At 47.1% G+C, this 24,856-nt stretch carries 27 protein-coding genes, 1 rRNA gene and 1 other annotated feature; of the genes, 27 read left to right on the top strand and 1 reads right to left on the bottom strand.

Annotated features, from left to right (window positions below; translation table 11 throughout):
• The first annotated feature begins 110 nt into the window (after window positions 1–110).
• From rrf to pssA, 9 genes are all read left to right on the top strand, one after another.
• Window positions 111–227: ribosomal RNA gene (gene rrf, locus Q0V21_RS18315) — 5S ribosomal RNA — on the top strand.
• Window positions 228–459: 232 nt separating this feature from the next.
• Complete coding sequence (locus Q0V21_RS18310; protein WP_301879990.1) at window positions 460–1,635, top strand: GNAT family N-acetyltransferase; 1,176 nt, start codon at window positions 460–462, stop codon at window positions 1,633–1,635.
• 487 nt (window positions 1,636–2,122) lie between these two features.
• Window positions 2,123–2,584, top strand: a complete 462-nt coding sequence (locus Q0V21_RS18305) for a CtsR family transcriptional regulator (protein ID WP_024633618.1) — start codon at window positions 2,123–2,125, stop codon at window positions 2,582–2,584.
• A gap of 30 nt (window positions 2,585–2,614) precedes the next feature.
• On the top strand, window positions 2,615–3,139 hold the full coding sequence (mcsA, locus tag Q0V21_RS18300) for a protein-arginine kinase activator protein McsA (protein ID WP_079348920.1): 525 nt from the start codon (window positions 2,615–2,617) through the stop codon (window positions 3,137–3,139).
• A gap of 28 nt (window positions 3,140–3,167) precedes the next feature.
• A complete protein-coding gene (gene mcsB, locus Q0V21_RS18295) occupies window positions 3,168–4,238 on the top strand; it encodes a protein-arginine kinase McsB (RefSeq protein ID WP_301879989.1) in 1,071 nt (356 codons plus the stop codon).
• Between the two features lie 183 nt (window positions 4,239–4,421).
• Complete coding sequence (locus Q0V21_RS18290; RefSeq protein ID WP_024633615.1) at window positions 4,422–6,884, top strand: ATP-dependent Clp protease ATP-binding subunit; 2,463 nt, start codon at window positions 4,422–4,424, stop codon at window positions 6,882–6,884.
• 288 nt (window positions 6,885–7,172) lie between these two features.
• On the top strand, window positions 7,173–8,540 hold the full coding sequence (gene radA / locus Q0V21_RS18285; RefSeq protein ID WP_079348923.1) for a DNA repair protein RadA: 1,368 nt from the start codon (window positions 7,173–7,175) through the stop codon (window positions 8,538–8,540).
• 13 nt (window positions 8,541–8,553) lie between these two features.
• Window positions 8,554–9,630, top strand: coding sequence for a DNA integrity scanning diadenylate cyclase DisA (disA, locus tag Q0V21_RS18280; RefSeq protein ID WP_079348924.1), 1,077 nt, complete (start codon window positions 8,554–8,556; stop codon window positions 9,628–9,630).
• A 43-nt stretch (window positions 9,631–9,673) separates the two neighbouring features.
• Window positions 9,674–10,405: a CDP-diacylglycerol--serine O-phosphatidyltransferase gene (gene pssA / locus Q0V21_RS18275; RefSeq protein ID WP_301879988.1), complete on the top strand. Its 732-nt coding sequence runs from the start codon at window positions 9,674–9,676 to the stop codon at window positions 10,403–10,405.
• Between the two features lie 149 nt (window positions 10,406–10,554).
• On the opposite strand, the gene Q0V21_RS18270 is transcribed toward pssA, so the two are convergent.
• The gene (locus Q0V21_RS18270; protein WP_024633611.1) at window positions 10,555–10,950 is read right to left on the bottom strand and encodes a nucleoside triphosphate pyrophosphohydrolase family protein; all 396 of its coding nucleotides are present in this window, start codon (window positions 10,948–10,950) and stop codon (window positions 10,555–10,557) included.
• Between the two features lie 174 nt (window positions 10,951–11,124).
• Between Q0V21_RS18270 and Q0V21_RS18265 the strand changes: the two genes are divergently transcribed.
• The 18 genes from Q0V21_RS18265 to Q0V21_RS18180 all read left to right on the top strand — a co-directional run bounded on the left by Q0V21_RS18265 (window position 11,125) and on the right by Q0V21_RS18180 (window position 24,759).
• Window positions 11,125–12,210: a PIN/TRAM domain-containing protein gene (locus Q0V21_RS18265; RefSeq protein WP_079348926.1), complete on the top strand. Its 1,086-nt coding sequence runs from the start codon at window positions 11,125–11,127 to the stop codon at window positions 12,208–12,210.
• Between the two features lie 103 nt (window positions 12,211–12,313).
• A complete protein-coding gene (ispD, locus tag Q0V21_RS18260; RefSeq protein ID WP_079348927.1) occupies window positions 12,314–13,006 on the top strand; it encodes a 2-C-methyl-D-erythritol 4-phosphate cytidylyltransferase in 693 nt (230 codons plus the stop codon).
• Complete coding sequence (ispF, locus tag Q0V21_RS18255; protein WP_024633608.1) at window positions 13,003–13,479, top strand: 2-C-methyl-D-erythritol 2,4-cyclodiphosphate synthase; 477 nt, start codon at window positions 13,003–13,005, stop codon at window positions 13,477–13,479. Before ispD ends, ispF begins: the two co-directional genes overlap by 4 nt.
• A gap of 33 nt (window positions 13,480–13,512) precedes the next feature.
• Window positions 13,513–14,976 (top strand): glutamate--tRNA ligase, encoded by a 1,464-nt coding sequence (gltX, locus tag Q0V21_RS18250; protein WP_301879987.1) that lies wholly within the window; start codon window positions 13,513–13,515, stop codon window positions 14,974–14,976.
• A gap of 594 nt (window positions 14,977–15,570) precedes the next feature.
• Window positions 15,571–16,236: a serine O-acetyltransferase gene (cysE, locus tag Q0V21_RS18245; RefSeq protein ID WP_079348929.1), complete on the top strand. Its 666-nt coding sequence runs from the start codon at window positions 15,571–15,573 to the stop codon at window positions 16,234–16,236.
• Between the two features lie 29 nt (window positions 16,237–16,265).
• The gene (gene cysS, locus Q0V21_RS18240; protein ID WP_301879986.1) at window positions 16,266–17,666 is read left to right on the top strand and encodes a cysteine--tRNA ligase; all 1,401 of its coding nucleotides are present in this window, start codon (window positions 16,266–16,268) and stop codon (window positions 17,664–17,666) included.
• Window positions 17,663–18,187, top strand: coding sequence for a Mini-ribonuclease 3 (locus tag Q0V21_RS18235; RefSeq protein ID WP_301879985.1), 525 nt, complete (start codon window positions 17,663–17,665; stop codon window positions 18,185–18,187). The genes cysS and Q0V21_RS18235 overlap by 4 nt, the downstream gene beginning before the upstream one ends.
• An 85-nt stretch (window positions 18,188–18,272) precedes the next feature.
• Complete coding sequence (rlmB, locus tag Q0V21_RS18230; protein ID WP_024633603.1) at window positions 18,273–19,019, top strand: 23S rRNA (guanosine(2251)-2'-O)-methyltransferase RlmB; 747 nt, start codon at window positions 18,273–18,275, stop codon at window positions 19,017–19,019.
• Between the two features lie 5 nt (window positions 19,020–19,024).
• On the top strand, window positions 19,025–19,546 hold the full coding sequence (locus Q0V21_RS18225) for an NYN domain-containing protein (RefSeq protein WP_024633602.1): 522 nt from the start codon (window positions 19,025–19,027) through the stop codon (window positions 19,544–19,546).
• A gap of 171 nt (window positions 19,547–19,717) precedes the next feature.
• Window positions 19,718–20,362 carry an RNA polymerase sporulation sigma factor SigH gene (sigH, locus tag Q0V21_RS18220; protein ID WP_024633601.1) on the top strand — a complete coding sequence of 215 codons (645 nt, stop codon included), beginning with the start codon at window positions 19,718–19,720 and terminating at the stop codon, window positions 20,360–20,362.
• Window positions 20,363–20,666: 304 nt separating this feature from the next.
• A complete protein-coding gene (gene rpmG, locus Q0V21_RS18215; RefSeq protein ID WP_072735843.1) occupies window positions 20,667–20,816 on the top strand; it encodes a 50S ribosomal protein L33 in 150 nt (49 codons plus the stop codon).
• Window positions 20,817–20,837: 21 nt separating this feature from the next.
• Window positions 20,838–21,029 carry a preprotein translocase subunit SecE gene (gene secE / locus Q0V21_RS18210; RefSeq protein ID WP_024633600.1) on the top strand — a complete coding sequence of 64 codons (192 nt, stop codon included), beginning with the start codon at window positions 20,838–20,840 and terminating at the stop codon, window positions 21,027–21,029.
• 22 nt (window positions 21,030–21,051) lie between these two features.
• Window positions 21,052–21,585 (top strand): transcription termination/antitermination protein NusG, encoded by a 534-nt coding sequence (gene nusG, locus Q0V21_RS18205; RefSeq protein WP_024633599.1) that lies wholly within the window; start codon window positions 21,052–21,054, stop codon window positions 21,583–21,585.
• A gap of 68 nt (window positions 21,586–21,653) precedes the next feature.
• Window positions 21,654–22,079, top strand: coding sequence for a 50S ribosomal protein L11 (gene rplK / locus Q0V21_RS18200; RefSeq protein ID WP_024633598.1), 426 nt, complete (start codon window positions 21,654–21,656; stop codon window positions 22,077–22,079).
• Between the two features lie 95 nt (window positions 22,080–22,174).
• Window positions 22,175–22,867: a 50S ribosomal protein L1 gene (gene rplA, locus Q0V21_RS18195; protein ID WP_024633597.1), complete on the top strand. Its 693-nt coding sequence runs from the start codon at window positions 22,175–22,177 to the stop codon at window positions 22,865–22,867.
• 67 nt (window positions 22,868–22,934) lie between these two features.
• Window positions 22,935–23,083 (top strand) — a sequence feature (ribosomal protein L10 leader region).
• A gap of 23 nt (window positions 23,084–23,106) precedes the next feature.
• Window positions 23,107–23,610 (top strand): 50S ribosomal protein L10, encoded by a 504-nt coding sequence (rplJ, locus tag Q0V21_RS18190; RefSeq protein ID WP_079348932.1) that lies wholly within the window; start codon window positions 23,107–23,109, stop codon window positions 23,608–23,610.
• A 72-nt stretch (window positions 23,611–23,682) separates the two neighbouring features.
• A complete protein-coding gene (gene rplL / locus Q0V21_RS18185; RefSeq protein WP_079348933.1) occupies window positions 23,683–24,045 on the top strand; it encodes a 50S ribosomal protein L7/L12 in 363 nt (120 codons plus the stop codon).
• 96 nt (window positions 24,046–24,141) lie between these two features.
• A complete protein-coding gene (locus Q0V21_RS18180; protein ID WP_301879982.1) occupies window positions 24,142–24,759 on the top strand; it encodes a class I SAM-dependent methyltransferase in 618 nt (205 codons plus the stop codon).
• The last annotated feature ends 97 nt before the right edge of the window (window positions 24,760–24,856 follow it).

The raw sequence follows: 24,856 nt of genomic DNA, 5'->3' as shown, positions 1-24,856 counted from the left end.
TTTCGGATCTAGTTTTCAGAGAATGATCTCTGAACAACCGCTGAACCATTCATCCACACAGCCGTGTCGGACCGAATGGAACGCGAACGCATTTGTTACACAAATGCTCGTTTGGTGGCGATGGCGGAGGGGTTCCACACGTACCCATCCCGAACACGACCGTTAAGCCCTCTAGCGCCGATGGTACTTGGACCGCAGGGTCCTGGGAGAGTAGGACGCCGCCAAGCGAAGAACCACTGCCGATGTTATTCGGTGGTGGTTTTTATTTGCGTTTTTACTATAAATCATAGGTGAAACGATTATAATATACGAATATATGTTATTTCCTGAGAGATGCCCGTGCATCTCTTGTTTGACTTTGTCCCGTTCCTCTGACACACTCATAATTGGATACATACATCACGTATCAGGACATGATTTGAAAGATATCATAACTTAGAGAACGGGGTGCAGGACGACATGGAAATTCAGAAATTGACGGTAGATGATTTTGAACCAGCTATGGCACTCTCCGAGTATGCTTTTCAAGTGGTAATGAGTGAAGAACAAACGGACAGGCGGCGGAGTCAATTTGATTCACAGGATATATGGGGTGTATTTGAGGAAGGGCAATTGGGTGCGAAACTTCACATTATTCCTTTTCAAACCTATATCCATGGGAGATCATTCGAGATGGGTGGTATTGCGGGTGTAGCCACATGGCCAGAATATAGACGCAAAGGCTGGGTAGCTGGGCTGTTGAAGCATGCGCTGGAGGAAATGAACCGTAATAAACAAAGTATATCGTTTTTGCATCCGTTCTCGTTTGCTTTTTATCGGAGGTATGGTTGGGAGACTTATGTTGAATTTAAACGATATAAAGTGCCTACAGCTCATCTGCCTGCGAAAAAGGCAACCCCTGGAACAATTCGGCGCGGTGATCCGGGACTCAACACATTAAAGGAAGTATACAGTGCTTATGCTGAGCGCTATAACGGAACTTTGATTCGGGATGATGCGAGATGGGAGAATTCTGTTCTCACTAATGGAGCCAACCAGAAGGCTGTATATTATGATGAAGCTGGTAGAGCGCAAGGGTATCTTTTGTATGAGGTTAAAGAAAGAAAGTTTAGCATTAGAGAGATCATTTATCTGAATGAAGAGGCTAGACAAGCCTTGTGGACCTTTATAGCTAACCATGATTCAATGATAGAGGAAGTTACCTTACAGGCACCAGCCAGTGATATGCTTGCTTTTCAATTGGATAATCCGCGAATTCAGCAGGAAATTGTACCTTTCTTCATGGCACGTATTGTCAGTGTGGAACAATTTATTTCACAGTATCCTTTTGCGAGTCAAGACTCACCAGTACAGATTAATCTTCAGGTAGAGGATGCCCATGCACCATGGAATGAAGGGGTATGGCAGTTGAATGTGGCGATGAACGGTACAGCTTCGATTTGGAAAACAACTGAGCCGGCAGCTAAAGATCAGACCGTTAAGGTAGACATTCAGGCGCTCACCGCGATGCTGATGGGTTATCGCAGACCTACGGAGATGGCTCAAATAGGCAGAATTGAAGGACCGACAGAAGCGATTAAGGCTTTGGAACAAGCGATCCCTAAACGGGAAACGTATTTACTTGATTTCTTCTGATGCGTTTTGACTCTCATGACGAGAGTTCTGACTCATTTTCATAGAGATTTAGCTTGCATAGCAATACGTTGCTAGTGTGAGGAAAATAGACTTCTCCAGCTCTTTTGGAGAGGTTTTTTTGTGTCAGCCGAATATTTCGTGTAAAATCGTAAAAAATGAATAGTGCTCCCTCTTGGCAAAACCACAAAATATGCTATAATGTATATAAAGTCAAAGAAAGTCAAAGTCAACTAAAGGTTAAATACTTACGTAGCTTTCTTTCTGCAATCCGGTGATGGGAGCCATTTTGAAGGTAGTACACATCAGCGGATATAGGCAATATTAAAGGACCTTCGAGCGTCCTTCGCTCTCCTGTAAACGACCATGAAAGATCAGTTTCGCTGTTTCCTTGATTGGTTAAATTGGTTAAATGGGTTGAGAAGGTGTACTCTGTAGGGGCGTGTGGGTCCTTATTGACTTAACGTTTCAGACAGTGGAGGATGATTGGATGCGTAATATCTCTGATATTATCGAACAATATCTGAAGAGTATTTTGCATGAAAGTCCCGAAGGAATGGTCGAAATTCAACGTAATGATCTGGCTGACCAATTTTCATGTGTGCCTTCCCAGATCAATTATGTCATCAGCACCCGATTTACACTCGAAAAAGGTTACCTTGTAGAGAGTAAACGTGGCGGCGGCGGTTATGTTCGCATACAGCGGATTGAATTGCCGGCTCACTCGGCTCTGCATAACCATTTGCACCATAGTATTGGAGATGAGATCGGGCAGACAGCTGCCGAAGGTCTGATTTACCAACTGGAAGAAGCACGTTTCTTAAGCAAAAGGGAAGCCGGGTTGATGCGGGCAGCTGTATCGAGAGAGATTATATTGGTCAAACTTCCTTACCGGGATCAAATTCGTGCCAGAATGTTAAAGGCGATGTTAATATCTTTGCTCGGTAAATGAAAACTATCGGGATCAAGGGGGTACATCATTGTGCTGTGCCAAGAATGCAACAAACGTCCGGCTACACTCCATTTCACCAAGATCGTGAACGGAGAAAAGACGGAATTCCATATTTGTGAGTCATGTGCTCGTGAAAAAGGGGAAATGATTCCCGGAACATCCAATGGTTTTTCCATTCACAACCTATTGTCCGGGTTGCTTGATTTTGAACCCTCAGGCAAGAATGGAAGTGCGGGAGCTACACCTGCGCAATCCCTTCGTTGTGAAGAATGCGGCATGACCTATTCACAGTTTAGCAAAATCGGCCGCTTTGGCTGTAGTTCATGTTATAAATATTTTGACAGTCGTTTAGACCCGCTATTCAAACGGGTTCATGGCAGCACTTCTCACGTGGGTAAAGTGCCTGCACGAGCAGGTGGTCGCATCAAGGTCAAAAGACAGATTGCTGATTTGAAACGGGATCTTCAGGAGAGCATCACGCAAGAGGAGTTTGAAGAAGCAGCTCAAATTCGTGATCAGATCAGGGAACTTGAAAAAGAAATAGCTCAGGAGTAAAGTTTGTGATGAGTAGGAGGGATGCGTAATGTCTAATCTGCGTTTTACAGAGAAGGCGCTCAGCGACTGGATGCGTAGTGATGCGGCTGATTCCGAAATTGTGATTAGCAGCCGGGTCCGGATCGCACGCAACCTGCAGCATTATCCGTTTCCGATGCTGGCTTCCAATGAGCAATCGGAAGAAGTGCTGAATAAGCTGAGCGAGGTACTTCAATACGACGACGTTCATGCCTTTGGAGATTTTCATACCCTGGATCTGACTGATATCGATGACCTTGACAAACGGGTACTGGTGGAGAAACATCTGATCAGTCCCAGTCTTGCGAACGAATCCAGAAATGGTGCTGTTATTCTCAGTGAGGATGAGTCTGTCAGTATTATGATTAATGAAGAGGATCATCTTCGTATCCAGTGCCTCTATCCGGGGTTCCAGGTGAAAGAAGCCTGGGAGAAAGCTTCCGCCATAGATGATGCTTTTGAAGCGCATGTGGATTATGCTTTTGATGACCGCAGAGGATATTTAACCAGCTGTCCTACGAATGTAGGTACAGGTGTAAGAGCATCTGTCATGATGCATCTGCCCGCTCTGGTGATGACACAGCAGATCGGCCGCATTCTAAGCGCAGTCTCCCAAGTCGGACTGACTGTACGAGGAATTTACGGTGAAGGCAGTGAGGCGATGGGCAACCTGTTCCAAATCTCGAACCAGATCACACTGGGGCAGACAGAACATGAAGTCATCGATAACCTGCATAGTGTTGTGTTACAAATGATCGGGCATGAGCGTACCGCCAGAGAGCGGTTAATTACCGACTCCAGATTGCGGATTACCGACAGAGTTATGCGTTCTTACGGCATTCTGTCCCATGCAGCTATCGTCGACTCAAAGGAAGCTGCACAGCGTCTGTCTGATGTTCGACTTGGTGTAGATCTCGGCTTGTTGGACGGCTTGTCCATAACCGTGATGAACGAGCTGAATGTGATGACCCAGCCGGGCTTTTTGCAGAAAACATTTGGGGAAGACATGCGGACAGATGAGCGTGACATTTATCGTGCTCAGTTGATCCGTGATACGATTAGTGCAGCCAATCAGTCTTAGGCTAACAAGAGTTATTAACAAAGGTTTCACGTCGCATCTGCGGCTTTATATAATAAAGCATTTTATAATAAATGCTGAATGATTTTATTCGCAGCACGGCTGCAAACAAAAATGATATGAAGAATACGGCGGGATTCTTTCAACAGCCCCCGTTTTATCCAAAACCATGGAGGTGCAGGAGATATGATGTTTGGAAGATTTACGGAACGTGCCCAAAAGGTGCTCGCATTGGCGCAGGAAGAAGCTGTCCGTCTTGGTCATAATAACATCGGTACAGAGCACATTTTGCTCGGCCTCATTCGTGAAGGCGAAGGCATCGCAGCCAAAGCGCTGATCGGCCTGGGACTCGGATTGGAAAAAATTCAAGATGAAGTAGAAACGCTGATTGGCCGTGGCCAAGAGCAACCTACGAACATTGCATATACGCCTCGTGCGAAAAAAGTAATTGAATTGTCTATGGATGAAGCCCGTAAATTGGGTCATACCTATGTAGGCACTGAGCACATCCTGCTCGGATTAATTCGTGAAGGCGAAGGGGTTGCAGCACGTGTGCTGAACAATCTCGGTATCAGCCTGAACAAGGCACGTCAACAAGTGCTGCAACTGCTGGGCAGCAGTGAAGCCGTATCCAGTCATAATGGAACCCCTGCCAATGTCAGCACACCAACGCTGGACAGTCTGGCACGTGACCTCACGGCTTATGCGAGAGAGAACAACCTGGACCCGGTTATTGGACGTAGCAAAGAAATTGAGCGTGTCATCCAGGTACTCAGCCGTCGTACCAAGAACAACCCGGTACTGATCGGTGAACCAGGTGTAGGTAAAACAGCGATTGCTGAAGGACTTGCACAAAAAATTATCGCCAACGAAATTCCAGAGACTTTGCGTGACAAACGTGTCATGACCTTGGATATGGGTTCCGTTGTTGCAGGTACAAAGTATCGTGGTGAATTCGAAGATCGTCTGAAAAAAATTATGGATGAAATTCGCCAAGCGGGTAACATTGTCCTGTTCATCGACGAATTGCATACCTTGATTGGTGCAGGCGGAGCGGAAGGTGCAATCGATGCTTCGAACATTTTGAAACCGGCTTTGGCCCGTGGAGAATTGCAGTGCATCGGTGCAACAACACTGGATGAATACCGCAAATATATCGAGAAGGATGCTGCTCTGGAGCGTCGTTTCCAACCGATTACGGTAGATCAGCCTTCTCCAGAAGAAGCAATTCAGATCTTACACGGCTTGCGTGACCGTTACGAAGCGCATCACCGGGTTAAAATTACCGATGAAGCGATTGTACAGGCGGTTAAACTGTCTGATCGTTACATTACAGACCGTTTCCTGCCGGACAAAGCGATCGACCTGATTGATGAGGCGGGTTCCAAAGTAAGATTGAACTCTTACACGATCCCACCAAACCTCAAACAACTGGAAAGCCGTCTCGAAGATATCCGTAAGGAAAAAGACGCAGCGGTACAAAGCCAGGAGTTCGAAAAAGCAGCAGCTCTGCGTGACACGGAACAAAAAATCCGTGAAGAGCTGGATGTAACGAAGAACCAATGGAAAGAAAAACAAGGCCGCACGGATTCGGAAGTAACGCCTGAGGATATTGCGCAAGTGGTAGCCAACTGGACTGGAATTCCGGTGAACAAGCTGAAAGAAGAAGAGACACAACGTCTCATGACTTTGGAATCGATTCTGCATGAACGTGTCATTGGCCAAGATGAGGCTGTGAAGTCCGTCAGCCGTGCAGTTCGTCGTGCCCGTGCTGGATTGAAAGATCCAAAACGTCCGATGGGTTCATTTATCTTCCTTGGTCCTACTGGGGTAGGTAAAACCGAGCTGGCTCGAGCGCTTGCAGAAGCCATGTTTGGAGATGAGAATGCAGTCATCCGGATTGACATGTCCGAGTATGGCGAGAAGCATTCCACTTCAAGACTGGTCGGAGCGCCTCCGGGATATGTGGGATACGAAGAAGGTGGACAGCTGACAGAGAAAGTTCGTCGTAAACCTTACTCCGTCGTCCTGCTCGATGAAATCGAGAAAGCACATCCGGAAGTATTCAACATCTTGCTGCAAGTCCTTGAAGATGGCCGTCTGACTGATTCCAAAGGTCGCGTCGTGGACTTCCGTAATACGTTGATCATCTTGACATCCAATGTCGGTGCAGAAGCGATCAAACGTAACTCTACACTGGGCTTCACAGCAGTTGTGGATGCAGGTGCGGATTACGATAACATGAAGGGTAAAGTGATGGATGAGCTGAAGAAAAGCTTCCGTCCTGAGTTCCTTAACCGGATTGATGAAATTATCGTGTTCCACTCTCTTGAAGAGAAACACATTGCTGAGATTGTTACCCTTATGAGTGAAGAGCTTCGTAAACGGCTGCGTGAGTATGAGGTCGACTTCGAGCTCACTGACAATGCCAAGGATTTCCTTGCCAAAGCAGGCTTTGATCCAGCCTATGGTGCTCGTCCGCTTCGTCGGGCGATCCAGAAGCATATCGAAGACAAATTGTCTGAAGAGTTGCTCACAGGTAATGTGGTCAAAGGAGATTCGTTGCTTATTGACGAAGAGAACGGAGCATTGTCTGTAACGAAAAAAGACGTTGTAGTTCCTTCCAATGAGGAAATCGAAACAAAATAAGTGACCCTTAATCAGTTTACTGATTCTGATGCATAAAACAAAAATCCTTCCTGGCTTTAGCTGGGAAGGATTTTTTGTGTTTTTTGGACCAGTTAGAGCCCGAAAGCTCTGTTGTTTATCAAAACGACATTTGAACTGCTACGAACATGTGTAAAGTTTGCGATAATCCTTTACGAAAAATCTCAAACAATGGTAAACTTTTATTAACCCTACACGTCAGGGCATATAGGGCAAAATTCGTCGAAAAATGCAAAATGCTGTTATAAAATAAATCCTAGGAGTGCTGAAGTGGCCAAAGTTAAAACCAAGTTTCAGTGTACGGAATGCGGCTATGAAGCCCCCAAATGGTACGGCAAATGTCCGGGTTGTCAGTCTTGGAATTCAATGGTGGAAGAAACCGAAACGGTGGTCAAAACACAAGGGAGAAATTCCCCTCTCTTTGAGAGTAAAGATAAGCCACTTCCCATCATAGATATAGATAGCGGTCAGGAACCGCGTGTACAGACTGGAATTGAAGAGCTGAATCGGGTTTTGGGCGGCGGAATTGTTCCGGGATCTCTCGTTCTGGTGGGCGGAGACCCCGGAATTGGAAAATCAACGTTGATGTTGCAGACATCTCATGCTTTGACCCATTCAGGTTTGCGTGTGTTATATGTCTCGGGTGAAGAGTCAGTCAAGCAAACCAAATTGCGTGCTGACCGTTTGGGTGCGCTGTCTCCTGAGTTATATGTATTGTGTGAGACCAATATGGAGCGGGTCGAGGAAGCGGTGGAGCAGATCCAGCCGCATTTTCTTGTCATCGACTCCATTCAAACTGTATATCTGCCAGAAGTCACCAGTGCACCCGGCAGTGTAGCTCAGGTAAGGGAATGTACGTCACGGTTCATGCGGATCGCCAAAGGCCGAGGCATTGCAACCGTGCTTGTGGGGCATGTTACGAAAGAAGGCGCCATTGCCGGTCCACGTATGCTGGAACATATGGTGGACTGTGTTCTTTATTTTGAAGGAGAGCGGCATCATACGTATCGCCTTTTACGTGCGGTAAAGAACCGTTTTGGTTCGACCAATGAGATTGGCATTTTTGAGATGGGTGAAGAAGGACTTCGTGAAGTGGGTAACCCTTCAGAACTCTTCCTGTCGGAACGTCCGCTTGGTGTAGCGGGTTCTACGGTAGTTGCCAGCATGGAGGGCACACGTCCTCTGCTCGTGGAATTGCAGGCGCTCATCTCGTCTACACACTTTCCTTCCCCACGTCGCATGGCCACAGGGATAGACCATCACAGGCTGAACCTCATTATTGCTGTACTTGAGAAAAGAATGGGCATGTTTTTGCAAACACAGGATGCGTATCTAAATGTAGCTGGGGGCGTGCGGCTGGATGAACCAGCTATCGATTTGGCGGTTGCGGTCAGCATTGCATCCAGTCTGAGGGATGTACCGACCAAACCGGATGACGTCGTCTTTGGCGAAATCGGTTTGACGGGTGAGGTTCGGGCTGTTTCACGGGCTGAACAACGGGTGAAAGAAGCTCAGAAATTGGGCTTTAAGCGTGTTATTTTACCAGAAAAAAGCTTAAAGGGCTGGAAACATCCTCGCGGGATACAACTGATCGGTGTGAATACCGTGGCAGATGCACTAGCGGTTGCTTTAGATTAGGGGGCATAACAAGATGAAAGATTCGAGCCAACTGGATAATATGAACGAATTGTTAAGGCTGATCGCACCAGGTACACCTTTCCGCGAAGGTCTGGAGAACGTGCTGCGCGCCAAGACGGGTGCACTGCTGGTTGTAGGATACAGCCCTGAAGTGATGGAAGTGGTGGATGGAGGATTCTCGATTAACTGTGATTTCTCTCCGAACTATCTGTATGAACTCGCCAAGATGGACGGTGCCATTATCCTTAGCGAGGATTTGAAGCGTATTCTATACGCCAATACTCAGCTCATTCCTGACTCATCCATCTCTTCATCTGAGACGGGGATCCGTCACCGGACGGCTGAGCGTGTCGCGAAACAAACAGGTAAATTAGTCGTATCTATATCGCAGCGCCGGAATATTATCACCTTATATCAAGGAACACTACGGTATTCCCTCAAGGAAATCGGGGTTATTTTGACCAAAGCGAATCAAGCGATCCAAACCCTGGAGAAATACAAAGCTGTATTGACACAGTCCCTTACGAATCTGAGTGCCTCCGAGTTCGAGGAACTGGTCACGATTCCTGAGGTGGTGAATGTCATTCAGCGTACAGAAATGGTTATGCGCATCAAAACGGAAATCAAACGTTACATTCATGAACTCGGCAACGAGGGACGTCTGATCTCCATGCAGATGGAGGAACTCGTTGGTACAACGGAAGAGGAAGCCTGGTTGCTGTATAAGGACTATGCCCGTGTTGACAGTGATGACAAAATCCGTGAGATTATCGTGGGTCTGAAAAGATTGTCGGACGATGAATTGCTGGATGCACATCATATTGTACGTCTGCTGGGATACCCTTCGTCAGCGGCTACCTCCGAAGATTCGGTTGCGCCTCGCGGATATCGGGTATTAAATAAGATCCCCCGCCTGCCGAATGTCATTATCCATAACCTGGTGGGTCAATTCGAACAATTGCCTCATGTCATTATGGCTACAATTGAAGAGCTGGACGAAGTGGACGGGATTGGAGAGGTACGCGCCCGGACTATTAAGGAAGGTCTCAAGCGTTTGCAGGAGCAGATGTTTATTGACAGACAGATGTAAGGGTTTGCCTATAACGGCTTGAAAATAATGAGGTGAAACAACGATGTTAACCAGATTCATTCCGAATCTCTTTACCTTGGGTAATCTGTTTCTTGGAATGATGGCAATCCTGCTTGCAATTGATGGGAATTATAGTTTGGCTGCTATTTTGGTCATTATTGCGATGTTGCTTGACGGCCTCGATGGTCGTGTAGCACGGGCACTGAATGCCCAGAGTGAATTTGGTAAAGAGCTGGATTCTTTGTCTGACATGGTGTCATTTGGTGCAGCTCCGGCCCTGATTATATTCATGGTCTCGTTTCAGGATGCAACTCCGGTTCTTGCCTGGATCGCAACCGCAAGCTTTCCCATTTGTGGTGCCATCCGTCTTGCCCGGTTTAATGTTCGCCCCGGTATCCCCGGGTACTTCACAGGCTTGCCGATTCCAGCAGCCGGAGGTGTACTGGCTACACTGTCCCTGTTTAACAAGGATATCGGTCCTGTAAGTATGATGATTGCGACGCTGCTGTTATCATATCTGATGGTAAGTTCGCTGAAATATCCCAATTTCAAAAAGGTTGGTCTGCCGCGTAAAGCGATCTGGATTGCACCATGGGTTATCGTCTTTGCGGTAGTGGTGGCGGTCATGTTCCCAGAACAACTATCCAAATTGATCTTTATTCCACTTGTGTTATACGCTCTATATGGAATGAAGCATAATGTGCGGACGGCAGCCTCACGTAACCGCGCCAAAAAGCGTAAAGAAGAGAAGTCTTCACGTCCTTCCGATCGCTAGGCATTCCATCATTCTGGAAGTCGGTCGGTGTCTCCTATATCCAAACAATACAAAGAAAGCACGTACGCTCCTGAACGGAGAATGCGTGCTTATTTTTGTTTTCCAAATCTATAAGGTAACTTAACCATTTGCAACGAAATACGTATTGTTTACGACAAATTGAACATCCCTAACGTCGAACATTTCTGTGACTCGTGATTTACGACTTCTTCCATGTTGATGTCCAGCAGATTGCAGAGAGCCGACATATAAAACAGGTTCCGCCCCAGTTCAGAGCTGATCACCTCTTTACAATTCTCGCACAATTCACCTTCCACATGCGTTTCCAGCAGCCCTTTGGATTGAGCGATATCGCTCTCCGGGGCATATTTCTGCTTGGTGGCGTGCAGCTCAATGCAGCCGCATTCGGTAATGGCCTTGGATACGGCACGATTGACAGAAGCTCCGGCTTGTCCCGTTTTGGACAGTACATCAATCAGGCTGCGATGACGCAGCAACAGCTCGGAAACTTGATCCTGAAAAGCCTGTAAACTTAGCGTACTCATTTTGCTACTCACCTCGGGATATGAATTGAATTCATTATATGCCAATAATTTACCTTCTTTCAACTGACGATTTCAACATTTCCAAAAAGTTCTTGTAAAGCGGGATTAGCAATCCGGGAATTGGATCATACTGGATATAAAGATGAAGATATATTGAAGGAGGTGCAGGGACTTATGTGGAAAAAAGGCATTTTAACTTTTACAGGATTGTGCGGTGCATGGTTCGGCTACACGGCATATCATCTGGCAGGAAAATCTGTCCCTTGGATGGCTGAATGGATTCAGTCAGCAGGACTGTTAGGGGCTGGGGTAGCAACGCTATTAGGAGCAGTAATGTTTATGTCTGTATGCAACATCGGTGGAACATTAATGGCAACCAGACTGCAGAATGGGATTGATTCTCTAGCAAAGGTGCCGATGAATGAATTGGCTGCAGGTGCCGCTGGTACCGTTGCTGGTTTACTGATAGCCTTGCTTTTATATCCTTGTGTGGCATGGCTGGGGACGGCTGGAGAAGTGCTGCAGGTGGCACTGACGGTCGTAAGTAGCTATGCAGGCTATATGCTTGCCATGGCAAAGAAAGACGATCTGGCGGCATTCTGGATGTCAGGACGCTGGGGTCATCCCGAGGTGGACGAGGAAAGACGTCTGGAAGAGCACAAAATTTTGGATACCAGTGTCATTATCGATGGTCGCATCGCAGATATATGCAAAACCGGATTTATTGAGGGCACGATTGTAATCCCGGAATTCGTTCTGGAGGAATTGCAGCACATTGCTGATTCATCGGACTTGCTCAAGCGAAACAGAGGACGCAGAGGGCTTGATATACTGAATAAAATTCAGAAGGAATTGGATGTTAAAGTACTCATCTACGAAGGAGATTTCGAGGAAATTTCCGAAGTGGACAGCAAACTGGTCAAGCTCGCCAAGGTGCTTCAGGGTAAAGTCGTCACCAACGATTTCAACCTGAACAAGGTCTGCGAATTGCAAGGAGTATCCGTGTTAAACATCAACGATCTTGCCAATGCTGTTAAGCCGGTGGTATTACCGGGTGAGGAGATTATGGTGCAGATTATCAAGGATGGCAAGGAGCATGGTCAGGGTGTAGCTTATCTGGATGATGGCACAATGATTGTTGTGGAAGGCGGACGCGAGTATATCGGCATGATGATGGAAGTGCTGGTGACCAGCGTGCTGCAGACGTCAGCAGGACGAATGATTTTTGCCAAGCCGAAACTGTTGGAAAAAGCCCAATAAAGCGGTATGATGGGTAGTGTATCGTTTAACGATATTTTATATCGAAAGTTAGATATTTTGTATCTTAAGACGATAAACTGACAGACAAGGCAGGGATTGCGGCATGGATAAAGGGTGGGGCGTTGTCATTGTGGCAGCAGGTCGAGGGACCCGGATGGGAACGACCGAGAGCAAGCAGTTTCTGCTGCTGCAGGACAAGCCCGTTTTCATACATACGCTCGAAGTGTTTGCGGCTTTGGACGAGGTCAGCGAAATGGTGCTGGTCACAGGATCTGCCGATGTTGAACGCTGCCAGGATTGGGTAAAAGAATACCGACTGGAATCACGTGTCCGTGTCATCCCCGGAGGGAAAGAGAGACAGCATTCTGTCCACGAAGGCCTTAAGGCACTGGGGACGGATTGGGTCCTCGTTCACGACGGGGTACGCCCTTTTATAAACCGTGAGCAGATTATGGGGTGTATGAAGGCGGCCATGTCGGGTGGAGCAGCTGTACTGGCCGTTCCAGTGAAGGATACGATCAAACAAGTCAATGCGGAGGGAATCGTTACGGCGACGCCTGACCGCAGCAGTCTGTGGAGCATTCAAACCCCGCAGGCTTTTCGTCTTTCTTCCCTGGTGCTCGCATACGAATCGGCGGAACGGGACGGATTTCTCGGAACGGATGACGCGATGCTGGCTGAACGCCAGGGAATGTCGGTCAAGGTTGTGGAAGGCAGTTATACGAACATCAAATTAACGACACCGGAAGATTTGGAATACGCTGCGTTTATCCTGGGGGGAGAGAAGAAGCGATGATACGTGTAGGACAAGGATTTGATGTACACCAGCTGGTAGAGGGACGCCCATGCATTATTGGCGGGGTGACGATTCCTTATGAAAAAGGACTGCTGGGCCACTCGGACGCAGACGTGCTGCTGCATGCCATTAGTGATGCTATTCTTGGTGCGCTTGCGCTTGGGGATATTGGCAAACACTTCCCGGATACCGATCCGGAGTTCAAGGATGCCGATAGCCTGAAACTGCTGGAGCATGTGTGGCAGTTGGTGAAGGATCGCGGATACCGTCTGGGGAACATCGATTCAACCATTATTGCACAGAAACCGAAGATGGCACCTTACGTTCCGCAGATGGCCGAGATTATTGCCAAGGCACTGGAAGCGGATGTAACTCAGGTGAATGTCAAAGCGACAACAACAGAGCAACTGGGATTCCCCGGACGGGGAGAGGGCATAGCAGCCCAATCGGTTGTTTGCCTTGTTCGCGTGTGATATTATCAACCAATTAGAGACGGAGGGGATATTATGAGCACCGAAGTTCGCGTGCGTTACGCGCCAAGTCCAACGGGACACCTGCATATCGGGAACGCCCGTACAGCGCTGTTTAACTATTTGTATGCCAAACATAATAACGGCAAATTCATTATTCGTATTGAGGATACGGACGTGAAACGCAACATTGCCGGTGGTGAAGAAAGCCAGCTGAAATACCTGAAATGGCTCGGAATCGAGTGGGACGAAAGTATTGATGTCGGCGGAGAGTACGGACCATATCGTCAGACGGAACGTCTGGACATCTATCGTAAATATACGCAGGAATTGCTGGACAAAGGTCTGGCTTACCGCTGTTATTGCACAGAAGAAGAGCTGGAACAAGAACGCGAGGAACAGACAGCTCGTGGAGAAACACCGCGTTATTCGGGCAAACACCGTGATCTGACACCGGAGCAACAAAGTGCATTTGAAGCGGAAGGCCGTGTGGCAAGTATTCGTTTCCGTGTACCGACAGAACAGACATATACGTTTGATGATATGGTAAAAGGTACAATCTCATTCAACAGCAAGGAATCCGGCGACTTCGTTATTGTGAAAAAAGACGGCATTCCCACGTACAACTATGCAGTTGCTGTGGATGATCACCTGATGAAGATCTCTCACGTCCTGCGTGGAGAGGATCACATCTCTAACACACCGCGTCAACTGATGATCTATGAAGCGCTTGGCTGGGAACCTCCGCAATTCGGTCATATGACGCTGATCGTGAATGAAAACCACAAAAAGCTGAGCAAACGGGATGAGTCTGTTATTCAGTTTATTGAACAATATGATCAGCTCGGCTATTTGCCGGAAGCAATGTTTAACTTCATCTCCCTGCTTGGCTGGTCGCCTGAAGGAGAAGAAGAGATCTTCTCGCAGGAGCAGTTAATCTCCATTTTTGATACGAAGCGTCTGTCCAAGAGCCCGGCGGTATTTGATACCCATAAGCTGGCTCACTTGAACAACCATTACATCAAAAATGCGGACCCGGATCGCATTGCCGAAATGGCGATTCCCCATCTGCAAAAAGCGGGACGTATTCCGACTGAGCTGTCTCCGGAACAGAAAGAATGGGCATATACGCTTGTTCACCTCTACCAGGAACAGATGAATTCTGCCTCCGATATCGTGGAATTGTCGGAAGTGTTCTTCCGTTCCCACATGGAGCTGGAAAGTGAAGGGGCCGCTGTACTGGCTGAAGAGCAGGTGCCAACCGTTCTGAAAGCATTTGCTGATAAGGTACAGGCAAGCGACGAATTTACACCAAGCAAGATGGCTGCGCTGATCAAGGAAGTTCAGAAGGAGACCGGATTTAAGGGCAAACAGCTGTTTATGCCAATCCGTGTTGCTCTGACAGGACAGACTCATGGCCGCGATCTAAACCAAACGATTGTATTGCTTGGTCGCGATACGGTTATTGATCGATTGCATGCTCAGGTTAAAGGCGCGTAAGAGTACCCCTGTTTTAGTCTGCTTTGGACTTAAGGGTGGAGCTTCGTTCAGACCGATATGAAGGAAGATTGTTGTCAGTCCATAACCTTTTCGCTATAATAGCAACACAAAGGTTAAATGGTATGATTTTATCATTCATCATAAAAACAGCAAAGACCGGGAGAAGTAGGCTGAACCGGACAGATTCAGAGAGGATGGTCCTGCAGTAGAGAACAAGATTCTTTACTGCGGTGGCTGTGAGCCATCCGCTGTCCGCCAGTCGAAATGCACCCGTGAGCTGCACAGCCGAATCCGGCCCCGCCTCTTGTTTTGTAGAAGAGAGGAAAACGTCAGGATAGGTTGTGACGGTTGGTTCCCGTTACGGAACTGTTGAGGGTTCATTCTTGTGCTAGGATATGAAGCAGCTATAACAGGCTGCTCAGTTCTTGTATGTTAAGGCATGAACCGAGCAGAGTGGGACCGCGATAAACGCCTCTGCAGCTTAAATAGCTGCAGGGGCGTTTTCTGTTTAGGTCGAGTCGGAAGTACACTACCATGAGGGCCGCGCCATCCGGTAAGCCGGAGGACGAAGACCTGAACAAGAGGGGAACGAGCATGTTCAAGAAGATCAGATCAGATATCCAGGCGGTGTTTGAAAACGATCCGGCGGCCCGGGGTTGGTTTGAGGTTGTATTTACCTACTCGGGGCTGCATGCGATATGGGCGCACCGGATGGCACACTTTTTATACAAGCGGAAATGGTTTTCTTTCGCCCGCTTCATTTCACAGGTCAGCCGTTTTATGACAGGCATCGAAATCCATCCTGGGGCTACCATTGGCAATCGGCTGTTTATTGACCATGGCATGGGAGTCGTAATTGGGGAAACGTGTGAAATTGGGGATGATGTTGTCATTTATCAGGGGGTAACGCTTGGCGGAACGGGTAAAGAAAAAGGGAAGAGACATCCGACAATTGGCAATAATGTGGTTATATCATCCGGGGCGAAGGTGCTTGGTTCCTTCAGTGTGGGGGATCAAAGCAATATTGGTGCGAACTCGGTTGTGCTGAAGGAAGTCCCCTCAAACAGCACCGTTGTAGGCATACCGGGCAGAATCGTGAAGCAGGATGGGCGCCGGGTGGACCGTCTGAATCAACAGCTTCCCGATCCGGTCATCGACTCCCTGCGTAGCATGCAGCAAGAAATCGAACGATTGCGTGAAGAAGTGCGTACTTTGCAGAGTACCCGTGAAAGTGAGTCTTCCCGTGGTACAATAGAATAATGATGAAAACGGATGAAAGGAAAGTGACTATGACGCTTCAAATTTACAATACGATGAGTCGTACCAAAGAGAATTTTGTTCCTCAAGAGCCAGGAAAAGTGAAAATGTATGTGTGCGGGCCAACGGTATATGATTACATTCATATCGGAAATGCACGTCCGGTTATTTTTTTCGACACGGTTCGCGGATACCTGGAACAGACCGGTCATGAGGTGAACTATGTCGTGAACTTCACGGATGTCGATGACAAGCTCATTCGTAAAGCCGAGCAGCTTGGGACGGATGTTCCTCATGTCGCCGAGAAGTTTATTGCGGCTTATTACGAAGACCTCGAAGGGCTGGGTATTCCAAAGGCAAGCAGTAATCCTAGAGTGACGGAAAACATGCCGCTCATTATTGATTTTATCCGTGAGCTGGTTGAAAAGGACTTTGCCTATGAAAATGGCGGTGATGTATATTATCGCACAGGCAAATTCGCAGAGTATGGCAAACTGTCGAAGCAAAACCTTCAGGAATTACAGTTTGGAATTCGCATTGGTGTAGATGAGCGCAAAGAGCACCCGGAAGACTTTGTGCTCTGGAAAGCTGCGAAGCCGGGTGAGATCTTCTGGTCCAGTCCGTGGGGGGATGGTCGTCCAGGCTGGCATATTGAGTGCTCTGCCATGGCACGGGAGTATCTGGGGGACACGCTGGATATTCACGGTGGAGGACAGGATCTGCAGTTCCCGCACCATGAGTGCGAATGCGCTCAATCCGAGGTGTTGACGGGCAAACCGCTCGCAAACTACTGGATGCATAATGGATTTATCCGTATTGATAATGAAAAAATGTCGAAATCACTCGGTAACGGTGTGCTTGTTAAAGACCTTCGAAATCAATACAAACGCGAAGCCATTCGATACTTCATGTTGTCTACTCACTATCGCAATCCGTTGAACTTTACGGAAGATACGATGGAGCAGGCGCAGAACAGTGTAGACCGGATCGCCAATAGCGTGGGCAACCTGAAACATCGCTTGCAGGCTGTAAGTGTGGACCAGGCTGTGTCGGAAGAGTTCGCTGCTAGGCTGGAGCAAATTCGTCAGCAGTATCATCAAAAAATGCAGGATGACTTCAATACGCCTGATGCAATCACGGCGCTGTTTGAGTGGGCTGGGGAAGCTAACCAACTGCTGCAGCAAGATGTGGTTAATGCTGCGGACATTCGTGCCCTGTTGGAATTGTTCAGTGAGCTGAATGCGGTGCTTCGCATTTATACCGAGGCGGAACCAGAACTCTTGGACGAAGAAATTGATCGTCTAATTGAAGAACGTAACGAAGCACGTAAGACCAAAAACTGGGCACGTGCTGATGAAATTCGGGATGAACTGTCTGCGCAGGGTATCTTGCTTGAGGATACGGCTCAAGGAATGAGATGGCGGCGCAAATGAGCGAGGAACAACTGAATAAGTTGTCTGAATCTGTCGAGCATGTCGAGCAACCGAAGGAACAACAGCCAGATGAACAGTCTCTGCAAGTTGACCAAGGGGGATGGTTTCCTTATCCCCCATCTCGGCCTGCACGGTTGATTCCACCTATTGCTCTTGCCTATATTGGGGATGCGGTATATGAGGTAGCCGTACGACAGTATCTGTTATCTAAAGCCAACATGCGCCCCAACCATCTGCACCGTAGTGCGACAGGCTTGGTATCGGCGAAGGCACAGAGCCGTATTCTCACAGGTATTGAGGCTGAGCTGACCGAGGAAGAACGTGACATTGTCAGACAAGGTCGTAATGCCAAGTCCGGCAGTATTCCCAAAAACGCAGACGTTTTGGAATATAGACATGCCACAGCTTTAGAGTGTCTGATCGGTTACCTGTATAGCAGTGGTCGGCATGATCGCATGATTGAACTGATTCGTCAGGGTATCGAGCATGCCGAACAAAATTCGCAATTACCTACAAAATAATACTAATTACAACAAAATCGCTCTGTAAGGTACGCTGATCATGGCGTAGTAAATTACAAGGCGTTATAGAGAGGATCGAATAAAGATGGAAGAAGAATGGATCGCCGGTAAGCACTCCGTGACGGAGGCGCTGCGTTCAGGCCGGACCATTAATAAAATATGGATTGCAGATACCGCGCAAAAACATCTGACTCAACCGATTATCACGGAAGCGAAAAAACTGGGTATTGTCATTCAGCATGTAGACAAGCGTAAACTGGATCAGACGGTCCCGGGCGTTCAACACCAGGGAGTGGTGGCACAAGCGGCACCTTACGCTTATGTGGAGGTTGAAGACATTCTTGCTGCAGCGGCTGCAAAAAATGAACATCCATTTTTGATTTTGCTGGATGAGATTGAAGATCCTCATAATCTTGGATCGATTTTGCGGACGGCCGACTGCACAGGTGCCCATGGTGTCATTGTACCCAAACGGCGCTCAGCTGCAGTTACAGTGACCGTATCCAAAACATCTGCAGGTGCGGTAGAGTACGTGCCAGTTGCTCGTGTAAGCAATCTCGGTCAAACCATCGATCGTCTTAAGGAAGAGGGCGTGTGGGTTGTGGGTACGGATGTTGCTGCTCAGGAGAGCGTGTTTGGGAACGGAGTCTTTACAGGCCCGGTAGCCCTCGTGATTGGGAACGAGAACAAAGGGATGGGACGGCTCATTCGTGAAAAATGTGATGTGCTGATCAAATTGCCGATGCAAGGACAGATTAATTCCCTGAATGCTTCTGTGGCAGCGGGGGTTGTCATGTATGAAGTGCTCCGCTCGCGCCAAGCGCAGGACTAGAAGATATGGCTGATTCCCGTGATGTGCTTCTTGTAGACGGGTACAACATGATTGGTGACTGGCCGGAGCTATCCCGATTGGCGGAGAGTGGGCTGGAGGAGGCCCGCAACAGGCTTCTCTCTCGTCTAGCCGACTATCAGGCATTCTCCGGCTTGAGAGTCATTGTTGTTTTTGACGCCTACCTCGTGCCTGGACTCGGTAAATCCTTTACACAGAGCAAAGTACAGATCTTTTTCACAAAGGAAAGAGAGACGGCAGACGAATGCATTGAGAGACTCGTTCGGGAACTAAGCACGCGAAGACGCCAAATCTATGTGGCTACAAGTGATATGGTAGAGCAGCATGTTATTTTTGGACAGGGAGCTCTGCGTGTATCCGCAAGGGAATTGCTCATCGAAGTAGAGCAGAACGAAAAAGAGTTACAGAAACGTCTGGAAGAAGATCAGGCTAAAGCAACGCGAAATACGCTCGGCGGGAAGTTAAGTCCGGATGTTTTGAAGCAGTTTGAGCGATGGCGCCGGGAATAACAGCACGGTTTTACAGAAATTAGAATTTTGAAACTCTTGACAATTATGTTATTGATGTTCTTTTTTAGGCAGAGCGTGGTTGACGGTGTGAGGTACCATCATATATACTGATCCTATATTTCATAGAGTAGAGTAACGGGGTACCTTGCGTTGCAGCCGGAGGGATTGTCTGTGAGTGTCGACCTCAAAGATATCATGTTATCCAAGTATGATTACCAAAGTGACGAAGACATTGTCGAAGCGGTCCGTGAAGGTGAAAGCGAAGCGCTGGAGTTTTTGATTAACAAATATCGTAACTTTGTACGCGCCAAGGCAAGATCTTATTTTCTGATTGGAGCTGACCGGGAGGATATCATTCAAGAAGGAATGATTGGACTCTATAAATCCATTAGGGATTTCAAAGGGGACAAGCTCGCTTCTTTCAAAGCTTTCGCCGAGTTGTGTATTACACGACAGATTATTACGGCAATCAAGACAGCAACACGTCAGAAGCATATTCCGCTTAATTCTTATGTATCACTGGACAAGCCTATTTATGACGAAGAGTCCGATCGTACGTTACTCGATGTGATTTGTGGAACACAGGTCAGCGATCCGGAAGAGCTTATCATCAATCAGGAAGAGTTTGTGGGCCTGGAAGATAAGATGTCTGAGATTCTGAGTGATCTGGAACGTAAAGTATTGATGTTGTATCTGGACGGGAGATCTTATCAAGAGATTGCAGTGGATTTGGACAGGCATGTGAAGTCCATTGATAATGCACTTCAGCGCGTGAAGCGCAAACTTGAAAAGTACCTGGAAGTTCGAGATAATTGAACACATGTTGTCGTTGACGGAAAAGGCTCGGGGTTTGAGTCTTTTTTTGCTGCCTTAAGTTTATAAAGTAAAAGAATGATTATACTAGTAATCGCTTGGTCCATGCAGGAGAAGAGAAAAAACAGAGATGCGAAACCAAATGTGTTGGCAAGGAACTTTTACCCACTGATGAGAGGCTAATCTTTCATTGACAGGGTTATACCCATATGATAAAGTGTTTTAGGTAGGCCTAAATTCGCGGCTTTTTTTTAGGATCAATTTAGAGACTCCGCTTCAATGTGGAAGTCTTCGGGAGGTGTACATCATGCGGGTAATTATTACTTTGGCTTGTACGAATTGCAAACAAAGAAATTACACTACGACGAAAAACAAGCGTAATCACCCCGACCGCATGGAGATGAAGAAATTTTGCAAGTTTTGTAACGAGCAGACTTCTCATCGCGAAACCAGATAGTTTTTTGGAGGTGTAGTCGGCGTGAAACGTAGTTTCAAATCTCTGATTTCCTTTTTCTCTGAAAGCTGGGCTGAACTTAAAAAAGTTCGCTGGCCTAATCGTAAAGAGCTGACCAACTACACATTGATCGTTCTTGGTACTGTTGTGGTTATGACGCTGTTTTTTTGGGTCGTTGATATCGGCATCTCCGCTGTGATCGAAGCGATTATTTAAGAAGGGTCCCAGGTGGCTTGATATGGAAAAAAGATGGTACGTCGTTCATACCTATTCAGGGTATGAGAATAAGGTCAAAGCCAATTTGGAAAAACGCGTAGAGTCCATGGGCATGGAAGACAAGATTTTCCGCGTTCTTGTTCCTATGGAAGAAGAAGTGGTGAACAAAGACGGTAAGAAAAAAACCGTTATGCGTAAAGTTTACCCCGGTTATGTCTTGGTCGAAATGGTCCAGACGGATGACTCTTGGTATGTTGTTCGCAACACACCAGGTGTTACGGGATTTGTCGGTTCGACAGGTTCCGGGTCCAAACCAACAGCCTTGCTGCCTGAAGAAGTGGAACAAATTCTGAAGCATATGGGCATGGTTGAGCCGAAGCCTAAAATTGAATTCGATATTAAGGAATCCGTACGTATTAAAGTTGGTCCTTTTGCGAATTTTGTGGGCTCCGTGGAAGAAATCTTGGTAGACAAAAGCAAGTTGAAAGTGCACGTGAACATGTTTGGACGGGAAACACCGCTTGAGTTGGAATACACGCAAGTGGAGAAGATATAGTTTCTTCAAGTTTCTTGTGGGAGGGCTGAGAGGCCCGTTAACCACTATTTTGCAAGGAGGTGTCAATCATGGCAAAAAAGGTAATCAAAATGGTAAAACTGCAAATTCCAGCAGGTAAAGCGAATCCAGCGCCTCCGGTAGGTCCAGCTTTGGGTCAAGCAGGTGTCAACATCATGGCATTCTGTAAAGAGTTCAACGCTCGTACAGCCGATCAAGCGGGATTGATTATTCCTGTTGAAATCACAGTATTCGAAGACCGTTCCTTTACTTTCATTACTAAAACTCCACCAGCAGCAGTTCTGTTGAAAGTGGCAGCTAAAGTAGAAAAAGGATCCGGCGAACCGAACAAGAAAAAAGTAGCTACCGTTAAACGTGATGCGGTACGTCAAATCGCGGAACAAAAAATGCCTGACCTGAATGCTGCTGACGTTGAGTCTGCAATGCGTATGGTCGAAGGTACTGCCCGCAGCATGGGTATCACCATCGAAGACTAATTTTTCATCTGAAACATGGCTTCGTAAAGCCGGCCGATTCGCGGCCGGTTGATGTGGGAGGTATATCCGCTAACACCACAAAGGAGGAATATAACATGGCTAAACACGGTAAAAAATACCTGGAAGCTGCCAAGCTGATTGACAGCGAAGCAACTTACGAGCCTTCAGAAGCTGTAGAGCTTGTGAAAAAGGCAGCCACTGCAAAATTCGATGAAACGATCGAAGCAGCAGTACGCTTGGGCGTTGACCCACGTAAACAAGACCAGGCAGTACGTGGTGTTGTTGTCTTGCCACACGGCACAGGTAAAACACAACGCGTATTGGTATTTGCAAAAGGTGACAAAGCGAAAGAAGCGGAAGCGGCTGGCGCGGACTATGTTGGTGATGCAGACATGATCAACAAAATCCAACAAGGTTGGTTCGAATTCGACGTCTGCGTAGCGACACCGGACATGATGAGTGAAGTAGGTAAATTGGGCCGACTGCTCGGCGGTAAAGGTCTGATGCCTAACCCTAAAGCCGGAACGGTAACTTTCGATGTATCCAAGGCTGTTCAAGAAATCAAAGCCGGTAAAATCGAATATCGTCTGGATCGTGCAGGTCAAATTCATGCACCGATCGGTAAAGCTTCTTTCTCTGCAGAGCAACTGAATGAGAACCTTAAAGCTCTCATGGATGCTTTGACTCGTGCTAAACCGGCGGCAGCAAAAGGTGTTTATCTGAAGAATGTAAGTCTTTCTTCCACGATGGGCCCTGGAGCACGCGTGAACGCAGCATCTTTTAGATAATATCACTTGACAGGCTTGTCCTGTTCTGATAATCTATAAAAGTTGTGAGTCCGAGTGACTGACCGTTGACATTTGAATATGCTTACCGTAGACAGTAGGTGCCATTTTGGCTTAATTTCCTGCCGAGGTGTGATTATAGAACTTAGAACGATGCAAATCGGTTATGAGTATATATCAAGCCTTCGTGATTCTACGGAGGCTTTTCTTAATGGGATAAATTTGATCAGGAGGTGTACAGTTTGGCAAACGCAAAAGTGATTCAAGCAAAACAAGAATCCGTTGATGCAGTAACAGCAAAATTGCGCGAGAGCGTTACTAGCGTTGTTGTTGACTATCGCGGTTTGAACGTTGCCCAAGTAACTGAGCTGCGTAAGCAGCTTCGTGAAGCCGGAATCGAATTCCAAGTGCTGAAAAACTCGTTGCTTCGCCGCGCAGCAGCTGCAGCAGAACTGACAGAACTTAACGAAGTACTGTCAGGTCCTAGTGCAATTGCATTCAGCGTAGACGACGTAGTGGCTCCAGCCAAAATTCTGAACGACTTCGCGAAAAAGAACGATGCACTGGAATTGAAAGGTGCAGTCGTAGAAGGTCGCGTAATTGGAGTAGAAGAAGTCAAAGCATTGGCAGAATTGCCATCCCGCGAAGGTCTCCTCTCCATGCTCCTCAGCGTGCTTCAAGCGCCAGTGCGCAACTTCGCGCTTGCGGTTAAAGCTGTTGCTGAAAAAGAAGAACAAGGCGCGTAAGCAACTTGATCTGAACGCTGCTTAGCAGTGATGAAATACAAAAAAAATAATATTATATATGGAGGTTCAATCATGAGTAAAGAGCAAATCTTGGAAGCAATCAAAGGCATGACTGTACTGGAACTGAATGATCTCGTTAAAGCAATCGAAGAAGAATTCGGCGTAACTGCTGCAGCTCCAGTAGCTGTTGCAGGTGGCGGAGCTGCTGCAGCTGAAGCTGAGCAATCCGAGTTCGACGTAATCTTGACTAGCGCTGGTGCTTCCAAAATCAACGTTATCAAAGCAGTTCGCGAAATCACAGGTCTTGGCCTGAAAGAAGCAAAAGAAGTAGTTGACAACGCTCCAAAAGCGTTGAAAGAAAAAGTTAGCAAAGAAGAAGCAGAAACGGTTAAAGCTAAGCTTGAAGAAGCAGGCGCTACAATCGAAGTTAAATAATTTGGCTTTCATTAGCTAAATGAACAAAACAACAAACCCCTTGACTTATATCAAGGGGTTTGTTGCTGTAATTGTAAATGGAAAGTGAGTGAGGACATGTCCAATCATTATTATTCGGACAAACCGCAGGTGGCACATGACAGACGGGCTACAGAAGCGGAGCTACGCGGATGGAAATTACGACTCGTTACGGATGCAGGGGTATTTTCCAAAAACGGAATCGATTACGGCAGCAGAGTGCTGATTGATGCTATAGAGTTGCCTGCTGGAGCTCATGTACTGGATGTGGGTTGCGGGTATGGGCCAATTGGTCTTACAGCAGCTAAACTTGTACCGGATGGACATGTCACCATGATCGATATCAATGAGAGAGCCGTTGAGCTTTCCAAGGAAAATGCAAAAGCGAATGGTATAACGAATGTAACGGTTATGCAAAGCAATCTTCTGGCTGAAGTTGAAAAGGAAGACTTTGACGCGATTCTGACAAATCCTCCGATCCGTGCGGGTAAGGAAACCGTGCATTTGATCTTTGAACAGGCGTATCGCCATTTGAAGGTGGGCGGGGCGTTATGGATTGTCATTCAGAAAAAGCAGGGAGCACCTTCGGCAAAAGCGAAGCTGGAATCTCTCTTTGGACGAGTGGAGGAAGTAACGAAGGATAAAGGCTACCGAATTTTCAAAGCGGTAAAATTGGAAGAGACGCCTTTAGGCTAAATCCTGATTTGTAAAGTAAGCAGGGGAGCATTTTTTTTGCAATAGGACTATTGACTTGAAATTCAGGTCGTGGTATTATTGTAAAATGTCAGTATTA

Origin of the sequence: Paenibacillus sp. 11B (assembly GCF_030487755.1) — a bacterium.
Lineage (GTDB): Bacteria > Bacillota > Bacilli > Paenibacillales > Paenibacillaceae > Paenibacillus > Paenibacillus vandeheii.
Note: the sequence above shows the minus strand (reverse complement) of the source record. Positions and strands in the feature narration are given on the sequence as shown.